17 protein-coding genes are annotated in these 20,118 nt (G+C 75.3%); 2 read left to right on the plus strand and 15 right to left on the minus strand.

Features of this window, described 5'->3' with window-relative positions; translation table 11 throughout:
- Positions 1-34 precede the first annotated feature (34 nt).
- The gene (locus tag ACFP3R_RS21855; RefSeq protein ID WP_380638223.1) at positions 35-1,498 is read right to left on the minus strand and encodes an MFS transporter; all 1,464 of its coding nucleotides are present in this window, start codon (positions 1,496-1,498) and stop codon (positions 35-37) included.
- A 330-nt stretch (positions 1,499-1,828) separates the two neighbouring features.
- On the opposite strand from ACFP3R_RS21855, the gene ACFP3R_RS21860 reads away from it, so the two are divergent.
- The gene (locus tag ACFP3R_RS21860) at positions 1,829-1,990 is read left to right on the plus strand and encodes a hypothetical protein (RefSeq protein WP_380638224.1); all 162 of its coding nucleotides are present in this window, start codon (positions 1,829-1,831) and stop codon (positions 1,988-1,990) included.
- Positions 1,991-2,007: 17 nt separating this feature from the next.
- Here the strand turns inward: ACFP3R_RS21860 and ACFP3R_RS21865 are convergent, their stop codons facing one another.
- The 13 genes from ACFP3R_RS21865 to ACFP3R_RS21925 all read right to left on the minus strand — a co-directional run bounded on the left by ACFP3R_RS21865 (position 2,008) and on the right by ACFP3R_RS21925 (position 16,128).
- The gene (locus ACFP3R_RS21865; protein WP_380638225.1) at positions 2,008-3,585 is read right to left on the minus strand and encodes a PfaD family polyunsaturated fatty acid/polyketide biosynthesis protein; all 1,578 of its coding nucleotides are present in this window, start codon (positions 3,583-3,585) and stop codon (positions 2,008-2,010) included.
- A 188-nt stretch (positions 3,586-3,773) separates the two neighbouring features.
- Positions 3,774-5,198: a glycosyltransferase 87 family protein gene (locus ACFP3R_RS21870; protein WP_380638226.1), complete on the minus strand. Its 1,425-nt coding sequence runs from the start codon at positions 5,196-5,198 to the stop codon at positions 3,774-3,776.
- Positions 5,182-6,822: a glycosyltransferase gene (locus ACFP3R_RS21875; protein WP_380638227.1), complete on the minus strand. Its 1,641-nt coding sequence runs from the start codon at positions 6,820-6,822 to the stop codon at positions 5,182-5,184. The genes ACFP3R_RS21870 and ACFP3R_RS21875 overlap by 17 nt, the downstream gene beginning before the upstream one ends.
- Complete coding sequence (locus ACFP3R_RS21880) at positions 6,819-7,577, minus strand: glycosyltransferase (protein WP_380638228.1); 759 nt, start codon at positions 7,575-7,577, stop codon at positions 6,819-6,821. Before ACFP3R_RS21880 ends, ACFP3R_RS21875 begins: the two co-directional genes overlap by 4 nt.
- On the minus strand, positions 7,574-8,317 hold the full coding sequence (locus ACFP3R_RS21885; protein ID WP_380638229.1) for a transglutaminase-like domain-containing protein: 744 nt from the start codon (positions 8,315-8,317) through the stop codon (positions 7,574-7,576). Before ACFP3R_RS21885 ends, ACFP3R_RS21880 begins: the two co-directional genes overlap by 4 nt.
- 13 nt (positions 8,318-8,330) lie before the next feature.
- Complete coding sequence (locus ACFP3R_RS21890; RefSeq protein ID WP_380638230.1) at positions 8,331-9,470, minus strand: acyl-CoA dehydrogenase family protein; 1,140 nt, start codon at positions 9,468-9,470, stop codon at positions 8,331-8,333.
- 6 nt (positions 9,471-9,476) lie between these two features.
- Complete coding sequence (locus ACFP3R_RS21895) at positions 9,477-10,883, minus strand: class I adenylate-forming enzyme family protein (protein WP_380638231.1); 1,407 nt, start codon at positions 10,881-10,883, stop codon at positions 9,477-9,479.
- A gap of 38 nt (positions 10,884-10,921) precedes the next feature.
- Positions 10,922-11,710: a maleate cis-trans isomerase family protein gene (locus ACFP3R_RS21900; protein WP_380638232.1), complete on the minus strand. Its 789-nt coding sequence runs from the start codon at positions 11,708-11,710 to the stop codon at positions 10,922-10,924.
- Entirely contained in the window at positions 11,707-13,095 is a 1,389-nt protein-coding gene (locus tag ACFP3R_RS21905; RefSeq protein WP_380638233.1) for an MFS transporter, read from the minus strand. The genes ACFP3R_RS21900 and ACFP3R_RS21905 overlap by 4 nt, the downstream gene beginning before the upstream one ends.
- Before the next feature lie 5 nt (positions 13,096-13,100).
- Entirely contained in the window at positions 13,101-13,772 is a 672-nt protein-coding gene (locus ACFP3R_RS21910) for an HAD family hydrolase (RefSeq protein ID WP_380638234.1), read from the minus strand.
- Entirely contained in the window at positions 13,769-14,692 is a 924-nt protein-coding gene (locus tag ACFP3R_RS21915) for a pseudouridine-5'-phosphate glycosidase (RefSeq protein WP_380638235.1), read from the minus strand. Before ACFP3R_RS21915 ends, ACFP3R_RS21910 begins: the two co-directional genes overlap by 4 nt.
- A 75-nt stretch (positions 14,693-14,767) precedes the next feature.
- Complete coding sequence (locus ACFP3R_RS21920; protein ID WP_380638236.1) at positions 14,768-15,142, minus strand: ectoine synthase; 375 nt, start codon at positions 15,140-15,142, stop codon at positions 14,768-14,770.
- 56 nt (positions 15,143-15,198) lie between these two features.
- Entirely contained in the window at positions 15,199-16,128 is a 930-nt protein-coding gene (locus ACFP3R_RS21925) for a phosphopantetheine-binding protein (protein WP_380638237.1), read from the minus strand.
- A gap of 235 nt (positions 16,129-16,363) precedes the next feature.
- On the opposite strand from ACFP3R_RS21925, the gene ACFP3R_RS21930 reads away from it, so the two are divergent.
- On the plus strand, positions 16,364-16,531 hold the full coding sequence (locus ACFP3R_RS21930) for a hypothetical protein (RefSeq protein WP_380638238.1): 168 nt from the start codon (positions 16,364-16,366) through the stop codon (positions 16,529-16,531).
- A 227-nt stretch (positions 16,532-16,758) separates the two neighbouring features.
- Here the strand turns inward: ACFP3R_RS21930 and ACFP3R_RS21935 are convergent, their stop codons facing one another.
- Positions 16,759-19,866: an AfsR/SARP family transcriptional regulator gene (locus tag ACFP3R_RS21935; RefSeq protein ID WP_380638239.1), complete on the minus strand. Its 3,108-nt coding sequence runs from the start codon at positions 19,864-19,866 to the stop codon at positions 16,759-16,761.
- Positions 19,867-20,118 lie beyond the last annotated feature (252 nt).

Raw genomic sequence — 20,118 nt, forward strand, 5'->3', positions numbered from 1 at the left:
GTCCCCGACGAGTGCGCCCCCGGCGCGGACGACCTCAGCCGGTGTGGGTGAGCCGTTCGTCCCGGGCCGCGCGGTGCGGCGGCGCGCGGTGGCCGCGGAGCGTGGTCGCGGCGACGAGGGCGGCGAGCACCAGGAGGACCGCCGTGGCGAGGAAGACGGCCGCGTGGCCCTCGGTCAACGCGAGCAGGGGCGAGCCGCCCGCCCCGGCCACGTCCTGGGTCTTGGCGGCGTAGATGGTCGTGAACACGGACAGGGCGATGCAGCCCCCGATCTGCATGACCGAGTTGACCAGCGCCGAGGCGGCCCCCGCGTCGTGCGGGGCGACGCCGGTGAGGGCGACGTTCTGGAGCGGGACGATGGTGGAGGCGATGCCGACGCCGATGACGAGCAGCCCGGGCAGGACCTCGTCCCAGTAACCGCCGTCCGGGGTGACGCGCGTCAGGTACAGCACCCCGGCCGCGGCGACCAGGGGGCCCGCGGTCATCAGGACCCGCGCGCCGAACCTCGCGAACAGCCTCGCCGCGACCGGCGCGGTGGCCGTGGTGGCCAGCGTCATGCCCAGGGCGGCCAAGCCCGCCGGCAGCGGGCTCAGGCGGAGCACGAGCTGGAGGTGGAGCGCCAGGTAGAGGGTCATCCCGATGAAGACCGCGCCCACCGCCGCCTGGACGAGCAGCGCGCCGGCGCGGACGCGGTCCCGGACGACGCGCAGCGGCAGCAGGGGCTGGGCGACCCGGGACTCGACCCACGCGAACAGGGCCAGCAGCACCACGCCCAGCGCCAGGAAGGCCACCGTCCCCGCGTCCGACCAGCCGCCTTCGGCGAGGGTGAACCCGTAGACCAGGCTGCCCAGACCGAGGGTGACGGTGACGGCCCCGGCGACGTCGTAGCGGTTGTCGCCCTCGGCCTTGCTCTCGGAGACGAAGACCAGCGCGCCGACCAGGCCGACGACCGCGAAGACGATGTTCACCAGCAGGCACCACCGCCAGCCCGCGAACTGGGTGAGCACACCGCCCAGGGCGAGGCCGACCGCGGCGCCCGTCCCGGCGACCGTGCCGAACACGGCGAAGGCGGTGCCGCGTTCCCGCCCGGACGGGAACGTCACGGTCAGCAGGGCCAGCGCCGCCGGCGCGAGGAGGGCGGCGAACACGCCTTGCAGCCCCCGGGCGACGATCAGCTCGGTGCCGCTGTGCGCGAGCCCGCCCCACGCCGACGCGACGCCGAACCCGATCATCCCGACCGCGTAGCCGCGCTTGCGGCCCCAGTAGTCCGCGACCCGGCCACCGAGCAGCAGCAGCGCGCCGAACGCCAGGACGTAGGCGGTGACGACCCACTGGCGCTGCGCGTCGCTCATCCCCAGGTCCTCCTGGGCGCGCGGGAGGGCGACGTTCACGATCGTGGCGTCCAGCACCACCACGAGCTGGGTCAGGGAGAGCACGGCCAAAGCCCACCAGCGCCGCGGATCGGGCGAGGGCACGGGGACGGGGACGGGGACGGACACGGTGAAGCCTCCTGCTTCCGCACGACGGAACGCTGGAGGTTTCAAGCCTCGGATCAGCTCGCGCACCGGCGGGCCGGACCACCTCGACCCCGTGGCCGAGCAGGACTGCATCTTAACCCGTTCGGAGGCACCCGTGCGCCCAGCAGCGGCGTGTTCCGCGGTACGCGGTGGACGTGCCGGCAGGTCGACGGGCTACCGCGCCGGCGCTGCGCGGTGCGGGTCGCTGTCGTACAACGGCAGGAGCTGGTTGAGGTTGTCGTTGCCGCCGGACAGGTCTTTCGACGACCTCTTCGAGATCGTCCGACCCAGCTGATCACCCTCGGGCGCGCTGTGGTCGCCATTCCCGTCCCCAGCCGCGCCTGGCTGCGGCTCGACCACGGTGCCGTTCCCGTGACCGACGCGCCGCTGGTCACCACCCCCATCGCCGGGCCGACGCGCAGCCGCGCCCCCGCCCCCGCCCTCGCCCGAGTCCGCACGGCCACGCGGCTGTGACCAGGCCCTACCGGGGCTCAGGCCAGGCGCACGGGCCGGAACACCGCCGCCGCGGCGGGCACCGCCACGCCGTGGGTGCGCAGCTGGTGGGCGCGGGTCACCACGGCGGCGCCTTCGAGCAGGTTGAGCGCGATCTGCACCGCGGTCCGGTTGCCCGGATCGGCCAGGAACGACCCGACGACCCAGCGGTTGAACGCCCCGAGGGCCGGGCCGCACCACAGCTGGTAGTCGGTGCGCCGGTCCGGGTCGCCGGTGATCGCCCACCGGGCGGAGCTGCCCAGGTACCAGCGGAAGACCAGCGCCATCCGGTGCTTCGGGTCGCGGTCCGCGCGCACGAGCTGGGCCGGGTCGCGGCGCTGCCAGAACTCGCGGGTCAGTTCCCAGACCCGTGCCAGCGGCAGGCGGAACACCTCGTGCTCCAGCCGGGCCGCCACCGCGGCGGGCAGCGTGTGCAGCCCCGCGTGGTCCCGGTACACCTCCTCCAACCGGGCCGCCCGCGCGGCGAACAGCGTGCCGCGGCTGGTCACCTGGAGGCGGGCGCCCAGTTCGAACCCGTCGGCCGCGGGGGCCATCGCCACGTCCCCGATGTCCACCCGGGACAGCATCCGCTTGGCGGTCTCGGAGACCCCGGCCTCGACCGCGACCTGGTTGACCGAGCCGGTCACCACGTAGTCCGCGCCCAGCGCGAAGGCCGCGGCCACCGCCTCGGGCGTGCCCAGCCCACCGGCGGCGCCGACCCGCACGTGGTGGCCGTGCCGCCGGGTGTGCCGGTCGCGCAGCGCGAGGACCGCCGGCAGCAGCGCGGTCAGCGGCCGGTTGTCGGTGCGGCCACCGCTGTCGGCCTCCACGGTGAGGTCTTGGGCCACCGGCACCCGGGCCGCCAGCCGCGCCTGCTCCTCGGTCAGGTCGCCCCGGCCGACGAGCGCCCGCAGCAGGGCGGCGGGCGCGGGCGAGAGGAACTTCTCGGCCGCCTCCAGCCCCGACACCTTGGCCAGCAGGCGGGTCTGGCGCACGATCCGACCGTCGCGGTCGAGCCGCAGGCCGGACGCCGCGCACCGCACCACCGCCGGGGTGAGGTCGGTGAACGCCGACACCGAGATCCGGGGGACCCCGGCGCGCAGGAGCACCTCGGCCACCCGCCGCTCCAGCTCGGGCTCACCGGGGGTGTGGCCGAGGTTGGCGCCCCAGTTCGCCCGGCCGGGCAGCGCCGTGGCCAGCTCGTGCACCGCGTCCTCGACCTCGCGCGGGTCCAGGCCGGCCGAGCCGAAGAAGCCGAGCATCCCGGACTTCGCCAGCGCGACCACCAGGCGCGTGGTGGCGATCCCGTTCGCCATCTCCCCGGCGACGTAGGGGAACCGGACGCCGTGCGCCTGGCAGAACCCCCGGCCGCCCAGCCACTCCGGGTACAGCGGCGGGAGCGACCCGACGACGTGCTCGCGGGGCGTGGGCCCGGTCAGCACGCCGAGCCGGCGGCCGGCGGGGTCGGTCACCACGTGCGCGTGCTCCCGGAACCGCCGCACGGAGTCCACCACAGCGCTCGCGGTGAAGGCGGACGCGCCCGCTCCCGCGACGACCGGGGGCGCCGGCACCGACATCACGCTGCTCCAAAACATCCGGTGGCCTCCCCGCCGCCGGGCCGGGACGGGAGGGAACTGTGGCACAGACCGCCGGGCCACCACGGCGATCTTTCGCCCGATCGAGGACATCCGGGCGAAAGATCACCGTGACGAGCTAACCGCGCGCGGTCCGGTCGTGGGTGACCGGACCGCGGACCGCACCCACCTCACCCCGATCGGGTCGGCTCCGGCACGACGGGGGTGGTGGACGTGGCCGGGGGCGTCGCGGCCGGGTCCGGGGCTGAGGCGGGGGCAGGGGTCGCCGCCGGGGCAGGGACCGCAGGCGAGGCGGGGGCGGGGGCACGAGTCGGGGCCTGGGCCTGGGCGACGGCCCCCGCACCCGCACCCGCCGGGCGGGAGCGGAACTCGTGGCGCGCCCACAGCGGCCCGAGCAGGAGCAGCAGCAGCGCGGCGACCGGCATCATCGAGGAGGCCAGCTGCTGCCACGGGTTCAGGTCCATCGGCTCGGGCGGGAACTCCTGCACGCCCACCCACCAGAACACCCGCAGGGTGAACACCGCCGACAGCAGCACCGTCACCGCCGCCAGCCCGGCCGAGCGCCGCTGGTGCGCCCGCACCGCCAGCCACACCAGCAGCGGGACCACGTACACCCAGTGGTGCTCCCAGCTCACCGGCGACACCAGCAGCCCGGTGAGGACCGCCGCGCAGAAGCCCAGGAAGTCCGAGCCCCGGTGGTGGACGTGGCGCGCCACCGCGAGCCCCAGCACCCCGACCACCGCCAGCACGACCAGCCACCAGGTGGCGAACACCTCGCTCCGGAACACCCTGGCCATCGCGGAGGCCAGCGACTGGTTGGGCGTGGCGTACACGGCGCCGGCCCGCGAGGACTCGAAGACCAGCCCGCCCCAGTACTCCAGCGAGTCCCGGGGCGCGACGGCGAAGCCGATCGCGACCGTGCCCAGGAACGCCAGCACCGCGGTCCGCGCCGCCCGCCACTGGCCGGTGATCAGCAGGTAGACGATGAAGATCATCGGCGTCACCTTGAGCGCCGCCGCCACGCCGATGCCGATGCCGCGCCACCGGCCCGCGCCGCGGCGGAAGTCCAGCAGCACCAGCAGCACCAGGAACGCGTTGATCTGGCCGAAGATCAGGTGGATGCGGGTCGGCAGCAGGCAGAACACGAGCACCAGGCCGACGACGGTCAGGACCGTGCGCGTCCTCGTCCGCAGGACGCCGGCGATCCCCAGGGAGATCCACACGACCGCGCCCAGCGCGATCAGCGTCGCGGTGTTCCACACCAGGCCGGCCGCCCCGAACGGCAGGAACGTCAGGGGCACGAAGAGCACCACCGCGGTCAGCGGCGGGTACAGGTACGGCATGGGCCCGTACAGCGGCGACATGATCACCACGTCGTACAGGGACACCCCGTCGCGCACCGCCTGCCCGCTGGCCACGTAGACCCAGAGGTCCGCCATGTAGCGGATGCCCCAGTGCGGGTCGCTCGTGTAGACGGCCTGGGCGACCAGCGCCAGGGCGAACGCGGTGACGGTCACCGCGGACCAGGTGAGCACCCGGGCCCGGGTGCCGGCCGGGGCGGGGACCGCGGCTCGGGGGTCAGCAGGACCTGACATGGGAGTCGACCTTTCTCGGGAGGGTGGGGACGAGGGGTTCGGGGGCCGGGCGGGGGCCCAGCAGCAGGTCGTCGTGGCCGGCCAGCCGCACCTGCGCGCCCTCGCAGCCGAGGCGCTCCAGGACGCCCAGCGCGTCGTGGTCGTCGCAGCCGTTGAGCAGCGCGCTGACCACGCCGCCGGTCTCGTCGACCTCGTCGGTCACGCGCAGCGCGCCCGCCGGCGGGCGCACACCCGCGGGCAGCCGCACCAGCGCGGAGATGTCGGAACGGGCGCGGCGGCGCTGGCCCGGTCGCCGGGACGCGGTGACCTGGTGCTCCACCACGGCGGCCAGCAGCCGCGCGGTGCGCTCCCAGTGGAACCGGTCGGCCCAGGCGCGGCACCGCCGCGCGACGTGCCGGGCGTGCTCGGGGTCGGCGGCCTCCGCGAGGTGCCGGACGAGGGCCGGCCCGAGGGCGTCCGGCGTGCGCACGACCTCGCCGACGCGCACGAAGTCCCGGGCGCCCACGGCCTCCAGCGCCACGCACGGCACGCCGTGGGCGGCGGCCTCCAGGACCGCGGCGCCGGACACCTCGTCGGCCGCGGTCACCGCCAGCCAGGCCCGGCCCAGCGCCGCGCGGCGCTCGGCGTCGGGCAGGGCACCGCGGAACACCACCGCCCGCGCCACGCCCTCCTCGTGCGCGACCCGGAGCAGCCGGGTGCGCTCCGGCCCGGCGCCGATCACCTCGACGCGCAGCCCCGGCACCCGCGCCAGCACCCCCGGGAGCCGGCGCAGCAGCAGGTCCAGGCGCTGCTCGGGCACCAGCGGCGCGACCACCACGACCACCGGGTCCTCGGCCCGCTCCCCCGGGCCGGCCGACGTGCCGGGCGGCGCGACGAACACCGGACCGCGCAGGCCGGTGCGGCGGCGCAGCTCGTGGCGCGTCGACGGGGACGGCACGACGGTCGCGACGTCGTCGCGGTGCCACCGCGCCAGCCGCCGGGACAGGGCGTCCACCAGCGCCCGGCCGCGCGTCCCGGCGCCCGCGCGGGACCGCGCCCGGTGCGCGACCCGCACGACGGGGGTCCGGCGACCGGCGACCAGCGGCACCACGAACGCCGACGCGGTGACCAGCGGCGCCGCGAACGCCGACCTGACCACCAGCGGCAGCGCGAACGACAGCCTGGCGACCAACGGCACCGCGAACGACAGTTTGGTGATCAGCGGCGCCGCGAACGCCGGTCTGGTGACCAGCGGCAACCTGAACGTCGACCCGGCGGCCGGCGGCGCCGTGAACATCTGCCCGGCGGCCGGCCGCGCCGTGAACGCCGACCCGGCGACCGGCGGCAGCGCGAACGCCGGCCGGGTGGTCGCGTCGACCACCGCGTCGAACCGGGGTTCCCACCACCGCAGCCGCAGCGCGGCGAGCGGACCGGGGCCCAGCGGCCCGCCGGAGCGCAGCACCTCCACGCCGTCGACGACCTCGCGGGCGGGCGCCCCGGCCGGCCGGCCGACGGCCCACGTGACCCGCGTGCCCTCGGCGACCCAGCGCCGCGCGACCTCGTGCAGGTAGCGCTCCTCCTCGCCCGCCAGCGGGTGCCGCACGTCGCGCTCGCCGACCAGCAGCACCCGGCGCCCGGCGCTCATCGCGCCTCGACCCGGTACAGGCGCAGCAGGTCCGCGAACGCCACGCGGCCGTCGTGCAGCGGGCGGAAGGTCGAGCGCTCGTCGTCGGTCCAGGCCACCGCGACCTCGGCGATGCGGCCGCCCGCGAGCCAGATGCGGCGCAGCAGCTCCACGTCGAACGCGAACCCGTCGACCCGGCAGTGCGCCAGCGCCCGCTGCACCGCGACCCGCTCGAACAGCTTGAACCCGCACTGGGTGTCGTGCACCTCGGGCACCAGCCGGCGGGCCAGCGCGCGGAACACCGCGCCCCCGACGCGGCGGCCCAGGGGCTGCGGGCGCACCAGCCGCGCGCCCGGCGCGTGCCGCGACCCGATGGCCGCCGCCGCGCCCGCCTCCAGCTCGGCCACCGCCCTGGTCAGCGTCCCGACCGGGGTGGAGAGGTCGGCGTCGAGGAACCCGACGAACCGGGACGTGCTGCTCTCGATGCCCCGGCGCACCGCCGCGCCCTTGCCGGGGCGGGCGCAGCCGATGACCACCACGTCCGGGTGGTCCGCGACGGCGGTCGCGGTGCCGTCGGTGCTGCCGTTGTCCACCACCACGACCCGGGACCGCCACGGCCGGTCGGCCAGGAACCCGGTCAGCTCCGCCAGCGTGCCGGGCAGCCTGCCCACCTCGTTGAACGCGGGCACGACCAGCTCCAGGTCGACCGCCGAGCGCAGGCGCGGGTCGTGGGGCGCGCGCGGTCGCGGCAGGGAGTCGACCGGCTGCGCGGTCACGACGGGTCCCCCTGGGCGTCGGCGACCAGCGAGCCGCGCGCGGTGGTGTTCCGGGAGGCGAACAGCCTGGGGTGGTTGGCCCGGATGCCGTCGACGACCCGGTCGTAGGGGACGTCGTCGAACTCGCCGTGCTCCCGCAGGAACTCCATGTGCCGGCGGCCCTCTTCGTCGTAGGGGTGGTACATGCTGTCGGTGCGGCCGTCGAAGTCCAGCGGCTTGATCCGGTAGAGCTTGCACAGCACCTTGTTGAACACCGGGGTGGCGCGCACCCACCTGCCGTCCAGGAAGACCGTGGTGAGGCTGTGGTAGGTGAAGATGTTGCCCCCCATCAGCTCCTCCAGCTTCGGCGAGGCGAGGTGGTTGCGCACGTCGCCGTAGTAGATGCGGCTGGGGATGCCGACCGAGCGCACGGCGGCGGCGTACACGATGGACTTGTGCACGCAGAAACCCGTGCCGCGCCGGATGGTCGAGCTGGCCTTGAGGCCGTCGCGGGACAGGTCGGCGCCGTAGACCTCGTAGAGGATGCCGTCGCGCACGGCGTAGTAGAGGGCCTGCGCGCGTTCGACGTCGGTCAGGCCCCGGCCGCCGTCGGGCAGGGCCTTGCGCACGAGGTCGCGGACGGGCTCGCGGTCGTGGTCGAGGAACTCGGTGACCGCCAGCAGGCCGGGGTGGGGCAGGTCGGTGTTGGTGGTGTCGGTGTCGGTGTTGGTGGTGTCGGGGTTGACCGCTTGCACTGACATCGTTGCTCTCCCTCTACAGACCGATCATGGAGGCGATGCGCTGACGCTGGATGTCGGAGGTGCCGGAGTAGATGGTCCCGCCGACGGCGTTGCGCAGGTCCTTCTCCAGGCCGTACTCGGCGGTGTAGCCGTAACCCCCGAAGAGCTGCACCGCGGCCAGGGCGGTGCTGACGTTGGCCTCGCTGGCGACGATCTTGCTGATGGCGAGGTCGACGGTGACGTTCTCCCCCTTCTGGAGCTTCACCGCGGTGTCGTAGAGCCACTTGCGGGCGGTGTCCACGGCGATGCGCATCTCCACCACCCGGTTGGACACCGACTGGAACGAGCCGATCCGCTGCCCGAACTGGACCCGCTCGCGGGCGTAGTCGACGCAGCGCTCCAGGCGGTGCTGCATCTCCCCGACGTTGATGACGAAGGAGCACAGGATCTCCCACTTCATCACGTGGTCCAGGATGAGGAACCCCGCACCGGGCGAGCCGAGCACGTTGGCGGCGGGCACCCGGCAGTCGTCGAAGAACAGCTCGCTCAGCGGCGAGGTCCGCAGGCCCATCTTGGCCACCGGGTTGCCGACGATCAGGCCGGGCGTGTCCCGGTCGACCAGGAACGCGGTCAGGGCGGCGGGGCTGCCGCTCTTGCCGGTGCGGGCGTAGACCACGAAGACGTCGGCCAGGGGGCCGTTGCTGATGAACGCCTTGCTGCCGTTGAGCACGTAGTGGTCGCCGTCGCGGACCGCGGCGGTGCGCATCCCCATGACGTCCGAGCCGCCCTGGGGCTCGGTGATGGCGTGCGCCCCGATGATCGAGCCGTCGCACACCCGGGTGAGGTAGCGGTCCTTCAGGTAGCGGGAGCCGAAGCGCTGCAACGGGACCCCGGTGCTGACCACGTGGGTCGACACCGAGAAGCCGAACCCGCCGTCGCGGCAGGCGTGCCCCAGGCCCTCCAGCACGTACATGGTGGTCAGCAGGTCCTGGCCCAGGCCGCCCCACTCCTCCCCGAAGGGCAGGCCGAGCAGCCCGGTCTCGCGCAGGGTCTTCCAGGCGCCCTCGGCGAACTCGCCGTCGGCGTCGCGCTCGACGTGGCCCTCACCGAGCACCGCGCCCATGTCCTCGATCGCCGCGCGCAGCGCGCGCTGGTCCTCGTTCCACTCGATCACCGTTCTTCACACCTTTCCCGTGATCGTGACCGCGACCCGCCGCGCGCGCAGGGCGTGGCGGTCGACCTTGCCGGTGGAGGTGCGGGGCAGCGCGGTGTCGCCGATCTCGAACGCGCCGGGGATGGCGGTCCGGGGCAGGGCGGCGGCGCAGTGCACCCGCAGGTCGAGCCCGTTGAGCCGGGAGCCCGCCGCGCGGCGGACCACGGCGTGCAGCACGTTCCCGGCCTGCTCGTCGGGGACCGCGACCACCGCGGCCTCCAGCACCGCGGGGTGCGCGAGCACGACCTGTTCGACCTCCTGGACGTTGGTGCGCACGCCGCGCACCTTGACCTGGTGGTCGTTGCGGCCGGTGAGGTGCACCAGCCCGTCCCCGTCGCGGCGGACCAGGTCGCCGGTGCGGAACCAGCCGTCCCGCCACCGCCCCCGGTTCAGCCCGGGGTCGAGGTAGCCCTCGGCGCGGAAGGGCGTGCGCACGACCAGCTCGCCGCTGTCGGCCTCGCGCCCGTCCTCGTCCAGGACGCGGAACTCCACGCCGTCGACGGGTGTCCCGATGGGCGTGTGCGCCGAGGTCGGGTCGACGCGGTGCACGAAGCTGTCGTTGGTCTCGGTGCAGCCGTAGACGTTCCACAGCCGGGCGTTCGGGAACGCCGCCGCGACGTCCGCCAGCAGCGCGGGCGGCGTCACGTCACCGGTGAGCAGGACCTCCCGCACGCTCGGGAAGACTCCCCCGGTCCCGGTCACCAGCCGGAAGAACAGCGGGACCGCCTGCACCACGGCGGGCTCCCGCCGGGCGAGCAGCCCGGCCAGGTGGGCGCCGTCGGTGGCGTGGGCCGGGTCGACCAGGTCCGCGCACGCGCCGGCGGCCAGCGCCGCCCACACGTCCAGCAGGCACAGGTCGAAGTTGAGCGGGGCGTAGTTGAGCACCCCGACGCCGGGGCCGATGCCGAACGACCGCGCCGCCCAGGCGAGGAAGTTGTCCACGCCCTCCTCGGCCAGGACGACGACCTTCGGCGTGCCGGTCGAGCCGGAGGTGGTGAGCAGCAGGCCCGGTCCGGGCAGCGACCCGGCGTCCGCGCCGGTGGTGCGCACGACCCCGGGGGTCACCACGTGCGGGCAGCCGACCTGCTCGCACAGCCGCAGCAGCGCGTCCGGGCCCAGCGAGGCCGACGGCAGCAGCACGCGCCTGCCCTGCCGGAAGCACGCGATGAGCAGGGCGACGGTCTCCGGGGACTTGTGCGCGGGCACGCAGACCGGCACGTCGGCCGGGATGCCGGCGGTCAGCGCCGCGGCCTCGCGGGCCAGCCGGTCCAGGGAGGCGTAGTCCACCTCGGTCCCGGCCCAGGACAGCGCCGGGGCGTGCGGTCGGGCGTCCACCTGCGCGGCGAACGCGGTCAGGAAGGATCGGGTGGGCATGGGGTTCCCCTCGGGTCGTCGGGTCGGGGCGGACCGGGTTACCGGCGGGCGGCCAGCAGGCCACCCGCGCCGGGCACGGTCGCGTCCAGGTCGGTCAGGTCGAGCAACCGCCACAGGCACGCCTGGTTGGAGGTCACCACGGGCACGCCGAGCTCCCGCTCCAGCGCGTCCACGGCCTCCCAGGAGCGGAACCCGCTGCCGGGCAGCAGCACGCCGTCGGCGTGGGCCGGGAACGCGGCCACCACCTGGCGGCGCACCTCGTCGGGGTCGACGTCCCAGCGCCCGCCGCGGTCGAACAGCCGGTGCCGCTCGACGCCGTCCCAGCGCGCCCCCAGCCGGAAGGGCACCAGGGCGGCCGGCTCGAACCCGGACGCGGTCAGGTAGGACCCGGTCGCGGCGAAGGTCGGCTCGGTGAACCACGGCGGCGCGAGCACCATCGGCCGGCGCACGCCCACCTCGGTCAGCGCGGCGCGGATGGCCTGCCCGGCGGTGTAGACCGGGGTGCCGCCGGTGAGCCCGACCGCCGCGGCGGCGAACCCGTCGTCGAACCCCAGCCCGCCGAAGAAGCTGGCCGAGCCGAAGCACAGGCAGATCGCCGAGACGTCCAGCTGGCCGAGCTGGACCAGACCGCGCCGCACGTCCGGGGCGTTCACCACCCGCTCCCAGGACTCGCTGGTGTACTCCGCGCCGGTGCTGGTGGGGCTCTCGAAGCGGGCCGCGTGGACGGTCACCCCGGGCGGGGCCATGTCCCACAGCTCCGCCTCGACCACCGGGTCGTTGTGCACGACCAGCACCCCCAGCCGCGCGACCCAGGCCCGGCCCCTCACGACCGGCTCCGCTCGCGCCGGGCCAGCCCGAACCAGGCCAGCACCGCGCCGCCCGCCGCCGCGATCGCCGTGGTGACGAACGCCCAGGCGAAGGCGTCGGGACCGGGCTCGACGCCCAGCACCAGGACCAGCACCGCCACGCCCAGCGCGCCCGCCATGTACTGCGAGGTGGTCATCAACGCGCTGCCGGTGCCCTGGTTGCGGTCCGCCACGTCGGCGGTGCCCGCGATGAACATCGACACGTAGGTCACGCCGTGGGCGAAGCCGGTGATGAGCAGGCCGGGCAGCAGGTTGAGCACGTAGCCGTCGCCGTGCACCTGGAGGGCCAGCAGCAGCAGGCCCGCGGCGTCGGCGACGAACGCCAGCGCCAGCGTCGCCCGCACGCCGATCGCGGCCACGATGCGGGCCGCCACGGAGTTGGCCACCGCGATCGCCACCGCCATGGGCAGGAACGCGAGGCCCGCCGCGAGCGGGTCGTACCCGCGCAGCTGCTGCACCAGCAGGGTCACCACGAAGAACTGGTTGCCGACGCTGGCCATGTAGAGCGCGGTGGCGCCGCAGCCGACCAGCAGCGAGCGGGTGGCCCGCAGCACCGGGTCCACCAGCGGGCGGTCGCTGCGCCGCTCCTGGAGCACGAAGGCGGCCAGCAGCACGGCCGCCGCGCCGAACGCGGCCAGCGTGCCGGGGTGGGTCCACCCGCTGCCCGACGCCTGGGTCAGCGCCAGCGCCGCGGACAGGACCGTGCCGGTGCACAGCACCGCGCTGGGCACGTTCAGCCCGCCGCGCTCGCGGCCCGCGGTCGTGTTGCGCGGCAGCAGCCTCGGCGCGGCGAGCGCGCACAGCACCGCCAGCGGCAGGTTGATCAGGAACACCCACCGCCACGACACCGTGGTCAGCAGGCCACCGATGACCACACCCGCGGCCAGCCCGGACGCGCCGACCGTGCCCCACACGCCCAGCGCCCGGTTGCGCGCCGGTCCCGCCGCGAACGAGGTGTTGATCAGCGCGATCACCGCGGGCTGGAGCACCGCGGCGGCCACGCCCTGCACCGCGCGGGCCAGCAGCAGCATCGGCGCGCCCGGCGCGAGCCCGCCCACCAGCGAGGCCACGCCGAACAGCAGCATCGCCACGATGAACAGGTTCCGCGGCCCGAACCGGTCCGACGCCCGGCCGCCGACGACCAGGAACCCGGCGAAGAACACCGCGTAGCCGCTGACCACCCACTGGACGGAGCTCTCGGTCAGCGCCATCTCCGCGCCGACGCTGGGCAGTGCTATGTAGACGATGGAGTAGTCGAGCGCGATGAGGAACTGGGCCACGGCGAGGATCGCGAGCGTCGCGTTCGCCGAGCGCGCGCGCACCGTTCCGGTGCGGGTGCTGGTCATGGGGATCACCTCTGGGGGGAGCCGAGCGGTACCAGGACTTCGCCGAGCCGGGCCGCGTCGGCGTGCACCGCTCGGGCGCCCGCGGTCAGCAGCTGGTCGGGGGTGGCGACGCCGGTGGCGACGCCGAGCGCGTCCATGCCCGCGGCGCGCGCCATCAGCACGTCGTCCACGGCGTCGCCGACCACGACGCAGCGCTCCGGCGGCACGCCCAGCGCGTCGGCGGCGAGCAGGGCGAGGTCGGGGTGCGGTTTGCCGCGCTCGGCCATGCCGTGGCAGGACAGCGCGTCGAAGTGGCCGAGCAGCCCGGTGGCCTCCAGCAGCTCCACCGCGCTGCGGTGCACCTTGCTGGTGACCACGGCGAGCCGGTGCCCGTGCTCGCGCAGCTCCGCGAGCAGCTCGGGCACGCCGGGGAAGACCAGGTCGGTCGCCACCGGGACGACCCGCTCGGTGAACAGCGCCCGCGCCCGGTCGGCGGCGCGCGCCGCGTCGGGGTGGTCGGCGGGCAGGTCGAGCAGCAGGGCCAGGGAGGCGACCAGCGGGCGGCCGACGGTGGCGCGCAGCCGGGGCTCGTCCGCCGCGCCGCCGAACTCCGCCACCACGTCCCGCAGGACGACGGTCATGCCGGCCGGTGTGTCGACCAGCGTGCCGTCGACGTCGAACAGGACCGCGGTGTTCACGACCGCTCCTTGAGGGCCACGGCCACCTCCGCGGCCAGCGCGCTGGTCGACAGCAGCACCGAGCGGTTGGCCTCGCCGGTGCGCCCCCGGGTGGCCTTGCCGACCGCGCTGAGGATCGCGGGCGTCATGTCCTTGCCGCGCACCCCCGCCGCCTCGGCCTCGGCCTGCTTCTGCCTCACCAGCGCGTAGACCTCGTCGGAGGGCAGCGCGTCGGCGGCGTCGATCGGGTGGGTGATGAGGAAGCCGCCGGGGTTGCCGACCGCCCAGTGCAGGCGCACGCCCGCCACCAGCTCGGCCAGGTCGTCGACCCGGCGCGGGTTGCGCTCGCCGCTGGAGACGCTGTAGTAGGCCGGGAAGTCGTCGCAGCGGTAGCCGACCACCGGCACGCCCGCGGTCTCCAGGTACTCCAGCGTGAGCGCGGGGTCCAGCAGCGACTTGGCGCCCGCGCAGACCACGGCGACGCGGTGGCGGGTGAACTCCACGAGGTCCGCGGAGATGTCGAAGCTCCGCTGCGCGCCGAAGTGCGCGCCGCCGATGCCCGCGACCGCGAACACCTCGATGCCCAGCCGGCCGGCCGCGACCAGCGCCGCGGAGACCGTGGTGCCGCCGTGCCCGCCGCCGGCCAGCGCGGGGCCGAGGTCGCGGGCGCCGACCTTGGGCACCGTCGGCGTGGTGGCGAACAACTCCACCTCCCGGTCCGACATGCCCACCACGAACCGGCCCGAGACGATGCCGGTGCGGGCGGGCACGGCGCCGCCCGCGCGGATGGTCTTGTCCAGGTCGAGGGCGGTCTGGAGGTTCAGCGGGTGCGGCAGGCCCTGCACCACGCCGGACGACTCCAGGGCCACCACCGGCAACCCCGAGGCCAGCGCGTCGGCCACCTCTTCGGAGAGCGAGAACAACTCGTCGCGTGTGGACACTGCGGTCCTTCCTGTGGTCGGGTCGGCGGGTGGGTGCGGGGAACGGGGACGCTCCCCGCACCCACCCGTGACCGGTCAGTAGTGCGAGAACTCGTCGGCGTCGAAGTTGTGCCGCTCGTCCCCGCGCAGCGGCGGGTTGAAGACGCTGATCAGCTCCAGGTCCGCCTCGGGGTGGGCGATCAGGAAGTGCTGGTCGTGCCGGTCCAGGGCGTAGATGACGCCCGGCTCGATGTCGTGGGCGGTCCCGTCCGCGTCGATCACCTGCCCCCGGCCCGAGATGCAGTAGCAGGCTTCCAGGTGGTTGCGGTAGTGCAGCGGGGACTTCGAGCCCGCCTTCACCACGGTGTGGGCGACGGTGAAGCCCATGTTGTCCTTCTCCACCAGGAGCCGGTAGCTGAGCCCGTTCCCCCAGTCGACGCCGGTCACGCCGGCCTTGGCCCGCACGATCATGCTCGTGAACCTCTCCTGTCCGCGGTGTCGTTCTGTCTGCTTGAGGGGTGTCCGCTTCAGACGAAGCTGCGTGATTCCCGGATGAAGGCGCCGATGGCCTCCACCGAGCTGAACTGCGCCGGGGAGATGTCCCTCTCCTCGACCGGGATGCCGTAGCGCTCGCCCACCCACGCGATCAGGCGCAGCAGGCCGAGGCTGTCCACCACGCCGTTGTCCAGCAGGTCCAGGTCGGACGGGAGCTGGTCGGGGGTGAGGTCGGGGGCGAAGCTGGTCACGACGAAGCGCTTGATCTCGTTCTCGGTCGACACGGGGAGTCCCTCCAGGGGTGGTCCGGGCTGCCGACCCTCGGTCAGCAGCTCCACGAGCAGCACGTGGTCGGCGCTGGTGCGTCCCGCGCACTCGCCGGTGACGACCTGCCGCAGGTCCGCCTCGACGGGGCGTCCGCCGGGGCGCAGCAGGCCCAGGTCGTCGACGAACACGAGGTCCGCCACGCGGGTCACGGCCGGGGGCAGGTCGTCGCCGGTGGCGTTGACCAGCACCGAGCCGCCGGGCAGGTGGGTGGGCCAGGTGTCGGGGTCGGCGAAGTCGGTGACCACCACGAGGGTCGCCCCGAACACCGCCTCGCCCGCCGTGGCGGTCACGGACAGCCCGATGCCCGTCCGCCGCAGCCGGTCGACCAGGTCGCGGTCCAGCGGCTCGCCGTCGAGCAGGCGGACCGCGACGTGGCTGGTGCCGGGCACGTGCCGGGCCACGGCGTCCAGCTGCGCCCGCACCGCCCGCCCGGCACCCACGACCGACGCGGTGACCACGCCGGGCGCGAGCAGGTACCGGGCCGACAGCGCGGCCAGCACCGCCGCGCGGTGCTCCGGCGCGGCCACCGACGACAGCGCCGCCTCGACGCCGCCGCCGGTCATCAGCCGCTCGGCCAGGGCGTCCACGGGGTCGGCGCCGTCGTGTCGCCTGTGGTGTCCGGGGAAACCGTTCATGGTGGTGCGCTCCCTTCCGCGGTCGTCCTGGCCGGTGTGAGGACCACGGTGCGGGAGCGTTCTGTCGATCCGCTTTCCACGCGCTATCGGTGCCGCGGCACCCGGCTCAAGGCGATCGAAGGCGCGGGGAAGGAACCGGGGTGTCCACTGGTTGCACCGCACAACGGTTCCCGGCACCACGGTTCCCGGCAGCGCGGTTCCCCGCACCACGGTTCACGGAGAGAAGGCGATTCCGGTGTTGAAGTCCTCGCTCACCGCGTTCGCGATCGGCCTGGCCGCCACCACGGCCCCGCTCGCGGTCGCCGCCCCGGCGCCCACCACCGCGTCGGCGGTGCCCGACCGCACCGAGGACACCCACTGGAGCCAGGAGCGCCGGGTGCGCGCGGACGACACGCACTGGTGAGCACGCCGCCGGTCGGGGCGCCGCGCGGGCGGCCGACCCCGGCGCACGCCAACGCCCGGTCCGGCGCACGCGGGCGGCCGGCCCGGGTGTACGCCGGCGGTCAACCCCGGCCGCGCACGCCCGGCGGCCGGCTCCGGCGGCCGGCTCCGGCGGCCGACCTCGGCACCTGCTCCCCGCGCACGCCCGGCACCCGCTCCCCGCGCACGCCCGGCACCCGGCTCGCGAGGTCAGACCAGGTCGCGCACGACCGCCCCGCCGACCAGGCGTTCCCGCAGCCGGGCCACCAACCGCACGGCCTCGGCGGAATCGGCGTCGGCCAGCAGCAGCAACGCCCGCTCCACCAGTTCCTCCGCCTCCGCGCGGTCCCCGGTCGCGCCCAAAGCCTCGGCCAGCAGCGCCAGCGCCCCGGCCCGCCCCAGCGCCGACCCGAGCCCGTCGAACAGCTCCTCCGCCGCGCGCAGGTGCCCGACCCCACCCGCCGCGTCGCCCCGGGCCAGCGCGACCTCCCCGAGCGAGTACCGGGACCTGGCCTCGATCAACCGCTCCCCCAGCCGGCGCGCCAGGTCCAGCGCGTGCCCCAGGGTGGTCTCCGCACTGTCCAGCCGCCCCTCGCGGTGGCGCAGCGAACCCAGCCCGTAGAGCGCGTACAGCTCACCGATCCGGTCGCCGTTGTCCCGCACGATGCGCAGCACCCGGTGCAGCGCGTCGCGGGCCAGGTCGAGCCGGCCGGTGGCCAGGTGCAGCTCGGCGAACCGGTGCGCCACCTGCGCCTCGACCCGCAGGCACCCGGTCTCCCTGGTGATCGCCAGCGCCCGCTCCAGCAGCCGGGCCGCCGCCTCGGTGTCGCCCTCGTCCAGCCGGTGCTTGGCGATGCCGCGCAGGACGTGCGCCTCCCCGATGCGGTCCCCGACCTCGCGCAGGGTGGCCAGCGCCTCGGTGTACTTCGCCACCATCGACGCGGTGTCCCCGCGCAGGGCGTCGACGTGCGCGGAGTTGCGCAGCACCAGGGCGCACCCGTGCTCCTCGCCGGCGGCGCGGAACAGCTCCAGCGCGTCCGCGAAGCACTCCTCCGCCTCGTCGAGCCGGGTCTGGAACATGTGCAGGGTGCCCAGCGAGTAGCTCATCGCGGCCATGCCGACCCGGTTGTCCGTGCGCCGGGCCGCCTCGTGGGCCACCCGCGCGCACTCCAGCCAGTCGTCGAAGTAGCCCTTGGCCTCGAACAGGGTCACCGAGGTCAGGGCGAGGTCCCAGCACAGCTCGTCGAGCCCGGCGCCGGCCGCCTGGCGGACCGCGGCGACCAGCGCCCGCCGCTCGCCCTCCCACCAGTGCGCGGGTTCGCCGAGGTGGTCGTCCAGCTCGCGCGCGTCCGGCCGCCACCGCGCCGCGCCGCCGTGCAGGATGGTGTAGTGGCCGCCGTACTCGCGGCGGTGCGCCTCCTCCGCGAGCGCCAGCCACCCGCCCAGCACCCGGCCCAGCGCCGCGGCGCGCTCCTCCTCGGTGCTGTCCCGCTGGAGCTGCTCCGCGGCGTAGACCCGGAGCAGGTCGTGCAGCCGGTAGCGCGGTGACGCGCCGCCGTACTGGACGATGTCCACCAGCTGCGCCTCCACCAGGCTCTCCAGCACCTCCTCGGCGTCCGCCGCGGTGGTGTCCAGCAGCGCGGCGGCGGTCCAGCCGGGGAAGTCCGGCGCGCTGACCAGCGAGCACAGCCGGAACAGCCGCCGGGCGCCCTCGTCGAGCACCCGGTGCGTGATGGCGAAGGTCGGCCGCAGCTCCAGGCCGTGGTGGGCCAGCTCGTCCAGCCGCCCGGCCTCGTCGCGCAGCCGGCGGACCAGGCCGGCCAGCCGCCAGTGCGGGCGGGAGGCCAGCCGGGCGCCCGCGATCCGCAGCGCCAGCGGCAACCCTCCGCACAACCGGACCAGCTCGGCCGCCGCGCCCGGCTCGGCCTCGACCCGCCCGGGGCCGGTGATCCGGGTCAGCAGGTCCAGGGACCCGGCCGCGTCGAACACGTCGAGGTGCAGGTGGTGGGCGCCCGGTAGGCCGCTCAGCCGCACCCGGCTGGTGACGACCACCGCGCAGGACGCGCTGCCCGGCAGCAGCGGCAGCACCTTCGCCTCGTCCGCGACGGCGTCGAGCACCAGCAGCAGCCGCTTGCCCGACAGCGTGCTGCGGTACAGCTCGACGCGCTCCTCCACGTCCTCGGGCACCGCCGATCCCGGCACGCCCAGCGCGCGCAGGAACCGGGCCAGCAGCTTGGCGGTGTGGTCGTTGCCCGCGGTGGCCGAGCACATGTCGGCGTAGAGCTGGCCGTCCGGGTAGCGGGCGCTGAGCTGGTGCGCGGCGCGGGTGGCGAGGGTCGACTTGCCGACGCCGCCCTTGCCCGAGAGGGCGACGATCGGCATCCCCCAGGTCTGCGGGTCCCGGCCGTCGACGTCCAGCAGCCGCATGATCTCGTCCAGCTGCTCCTCGCGCCCGGTGAAGTCGGCGATGCTGGCGGGCAGCTGCCGGGGCACCACCTCCACCGGGGGCGGGGGCCGCTCGGTCGCGGGCGGCGGGGCGAGCACGGGCGGCGGGGGCGGCGGCTCGGCCTCGCCCAGCGCCGGTTCGCGGCGCAGGATGGCCTGCTCCAGGTCCTGGAGCTCCCGGCCGGGTTCCAGGCCCAGTTCCTCGACCAGGACGGCGCGCAGCCGGCGGCCCACCTCCAGCGCCTCGGCCTGGCGGCCCGCCCGGTACAGCGCGAGCATCAGGAACCCGTGCAGCCGCTCGCGCAGCGGGTGCTCGTCGACCAGGGCGTGCAGCTCGCCGACCACGTCGCGGTGCCGGCCCAGGACCAGGTCGAGCCGCAGGCGCGCCTCCAGGGCCGCCAGCCGCTCCTCCTCCAGCACGGTGGCGGTGCGCCGCACCAGGTCGCTCGGGATGTCCGCCAGGGCCGGGCCACGCCACAGCTCCAGCGCGGCGTGCAGCGTGGCGGCGGCCTCGGCCGGCGCGCCAGCGTCCGCCTGCTCTCGGGAGGCGGCGACCAGTTCGGCGAACCTGAGGCTGTCCACCTCGTCGGCGTCCAGCCGCAGCAGGTAGCCGGGCGGGCGGGTGGCGATCGCGCCGGACCGGCCCGCGTCGCCGAACAGCTTGCGCAGCGCGGAGATGCAGATCTGGACCTGGCCGCGCGCGGTCGACGGCGGGTTGACGCCCCAGACCGCGTCGATGAGCTGGTCGACGGGGACCACGCGGTTGGCGTTGAGGCCGAGCACCGCGAGCACGACCCGCTGGCGCGGGCCGCCCAGGTCGAGCGAGCGGCCGTCCAGCACCAGCTCCACCGGGCCGAGCAACCTGAGACCCATGTCGAAGCGCCCCCAGTTCCTCGTGCGGTCGTCGCGACGGCGACCCGGGAACGGTGCGCCCCGGCCGCGGCTCGTGGCCCGGACGCCCGCGCTCGACCGTGAAGTCCCCACCGGTTACCGCACGATCATGTCACCTCCACCTGCGCGCCGGTATCCGGGAAACGTCGAATTCGGGGCCCGACTTGACGAAGTGCGCGCCGGACACGGCCGGGTGCCGGTAACGAAATCCCGGGCGCGGACGACACCCTGGTG

The organism is Saccharothrix lopnurensis, assembly GCF_042658445.1.
Taxonomy (GTDB): domain Bacteria; phylum Actinomycetota; class Actinomycetes; order Mycobacteriales; family Pseudonocardiaceae; genus Actinosynnema; species Actinosynnema lopnurensis.

What these genes read in the sequence shown, in the direction of transcription:
- ACFP3R_RS21865 (WP_380638225.1), bottom strand. Translation starts at nt 3,585, where the DNA reads ATGTCGGTGCCGGCGCCCCCGGTCGTCGCGGGAGCGGGCGCGTCCGCC.
- ACFP3R_RS21870 (WP_380638226.1), bottom strand. Translation starts at nt 5,198, where the DNA reads ATGTCAGGTCCTGCTGACCCCCGAGCCGCGGTCCCCGCCCCGGCCGGC.
- ACFP3R_RS21875 (WP_380638227.1), bottom strand. Translation starts at nt 6,822, where the DNA reads ATGAGCGCCGGGCGCCGGGTGCTGCTGGTCGGCGAGCGCGACGTGCGG.
- ACFP3R_RS21885 (WP_380638229.1), bottom strand. Translation starts at nt 8,317, where the DNA reads ATGTCAGTGCAAGCGGTCAACCCCGACACCACCAACACCGACACCGAC.
- ACFP3R_RS21895 (WP_380638231.1), bottom strand. Translation starts at nt 10,883, where the DNA reads ATGCCCACCCGATCCTTCCTGACCGCGTTCGCCGCGCAGGTGGACGCC.
- ACFP3R_RS21905 (WP_380638233.1), bottom strand. Translation starts at nt 13,095, where the DNA reads ATGACCAGCACCCGCACCGGAACGGTGCGCGCGCGCTCGGCGAACGCG.
- ACFP3R_RS21920 (WP_380638236.1), bottom strand. Translation starts at nt 15,142, where the DNA reads ATGATCGTGCGGGCCAAGGCCGGCGTGACCGGCGTCGACTGGGGGAAC.
- ACFP3R_RS21925 (WP_380638237.1), bottom strand. Translation starts at nt 16,128, where the DNA reads ATGAACGGTTTCCCCGGACACCACAGGCGACACGACGGCGCCGACCCC.
- ACFP3R_RS21935 (WP_380638239.1), bottom strand. Translation starts at nt 19,866, where the DNA reads ATGGGTCTCAGGTTGCTCGGCCCGGTGGAGCTGGTGCTGGACGGCCGC.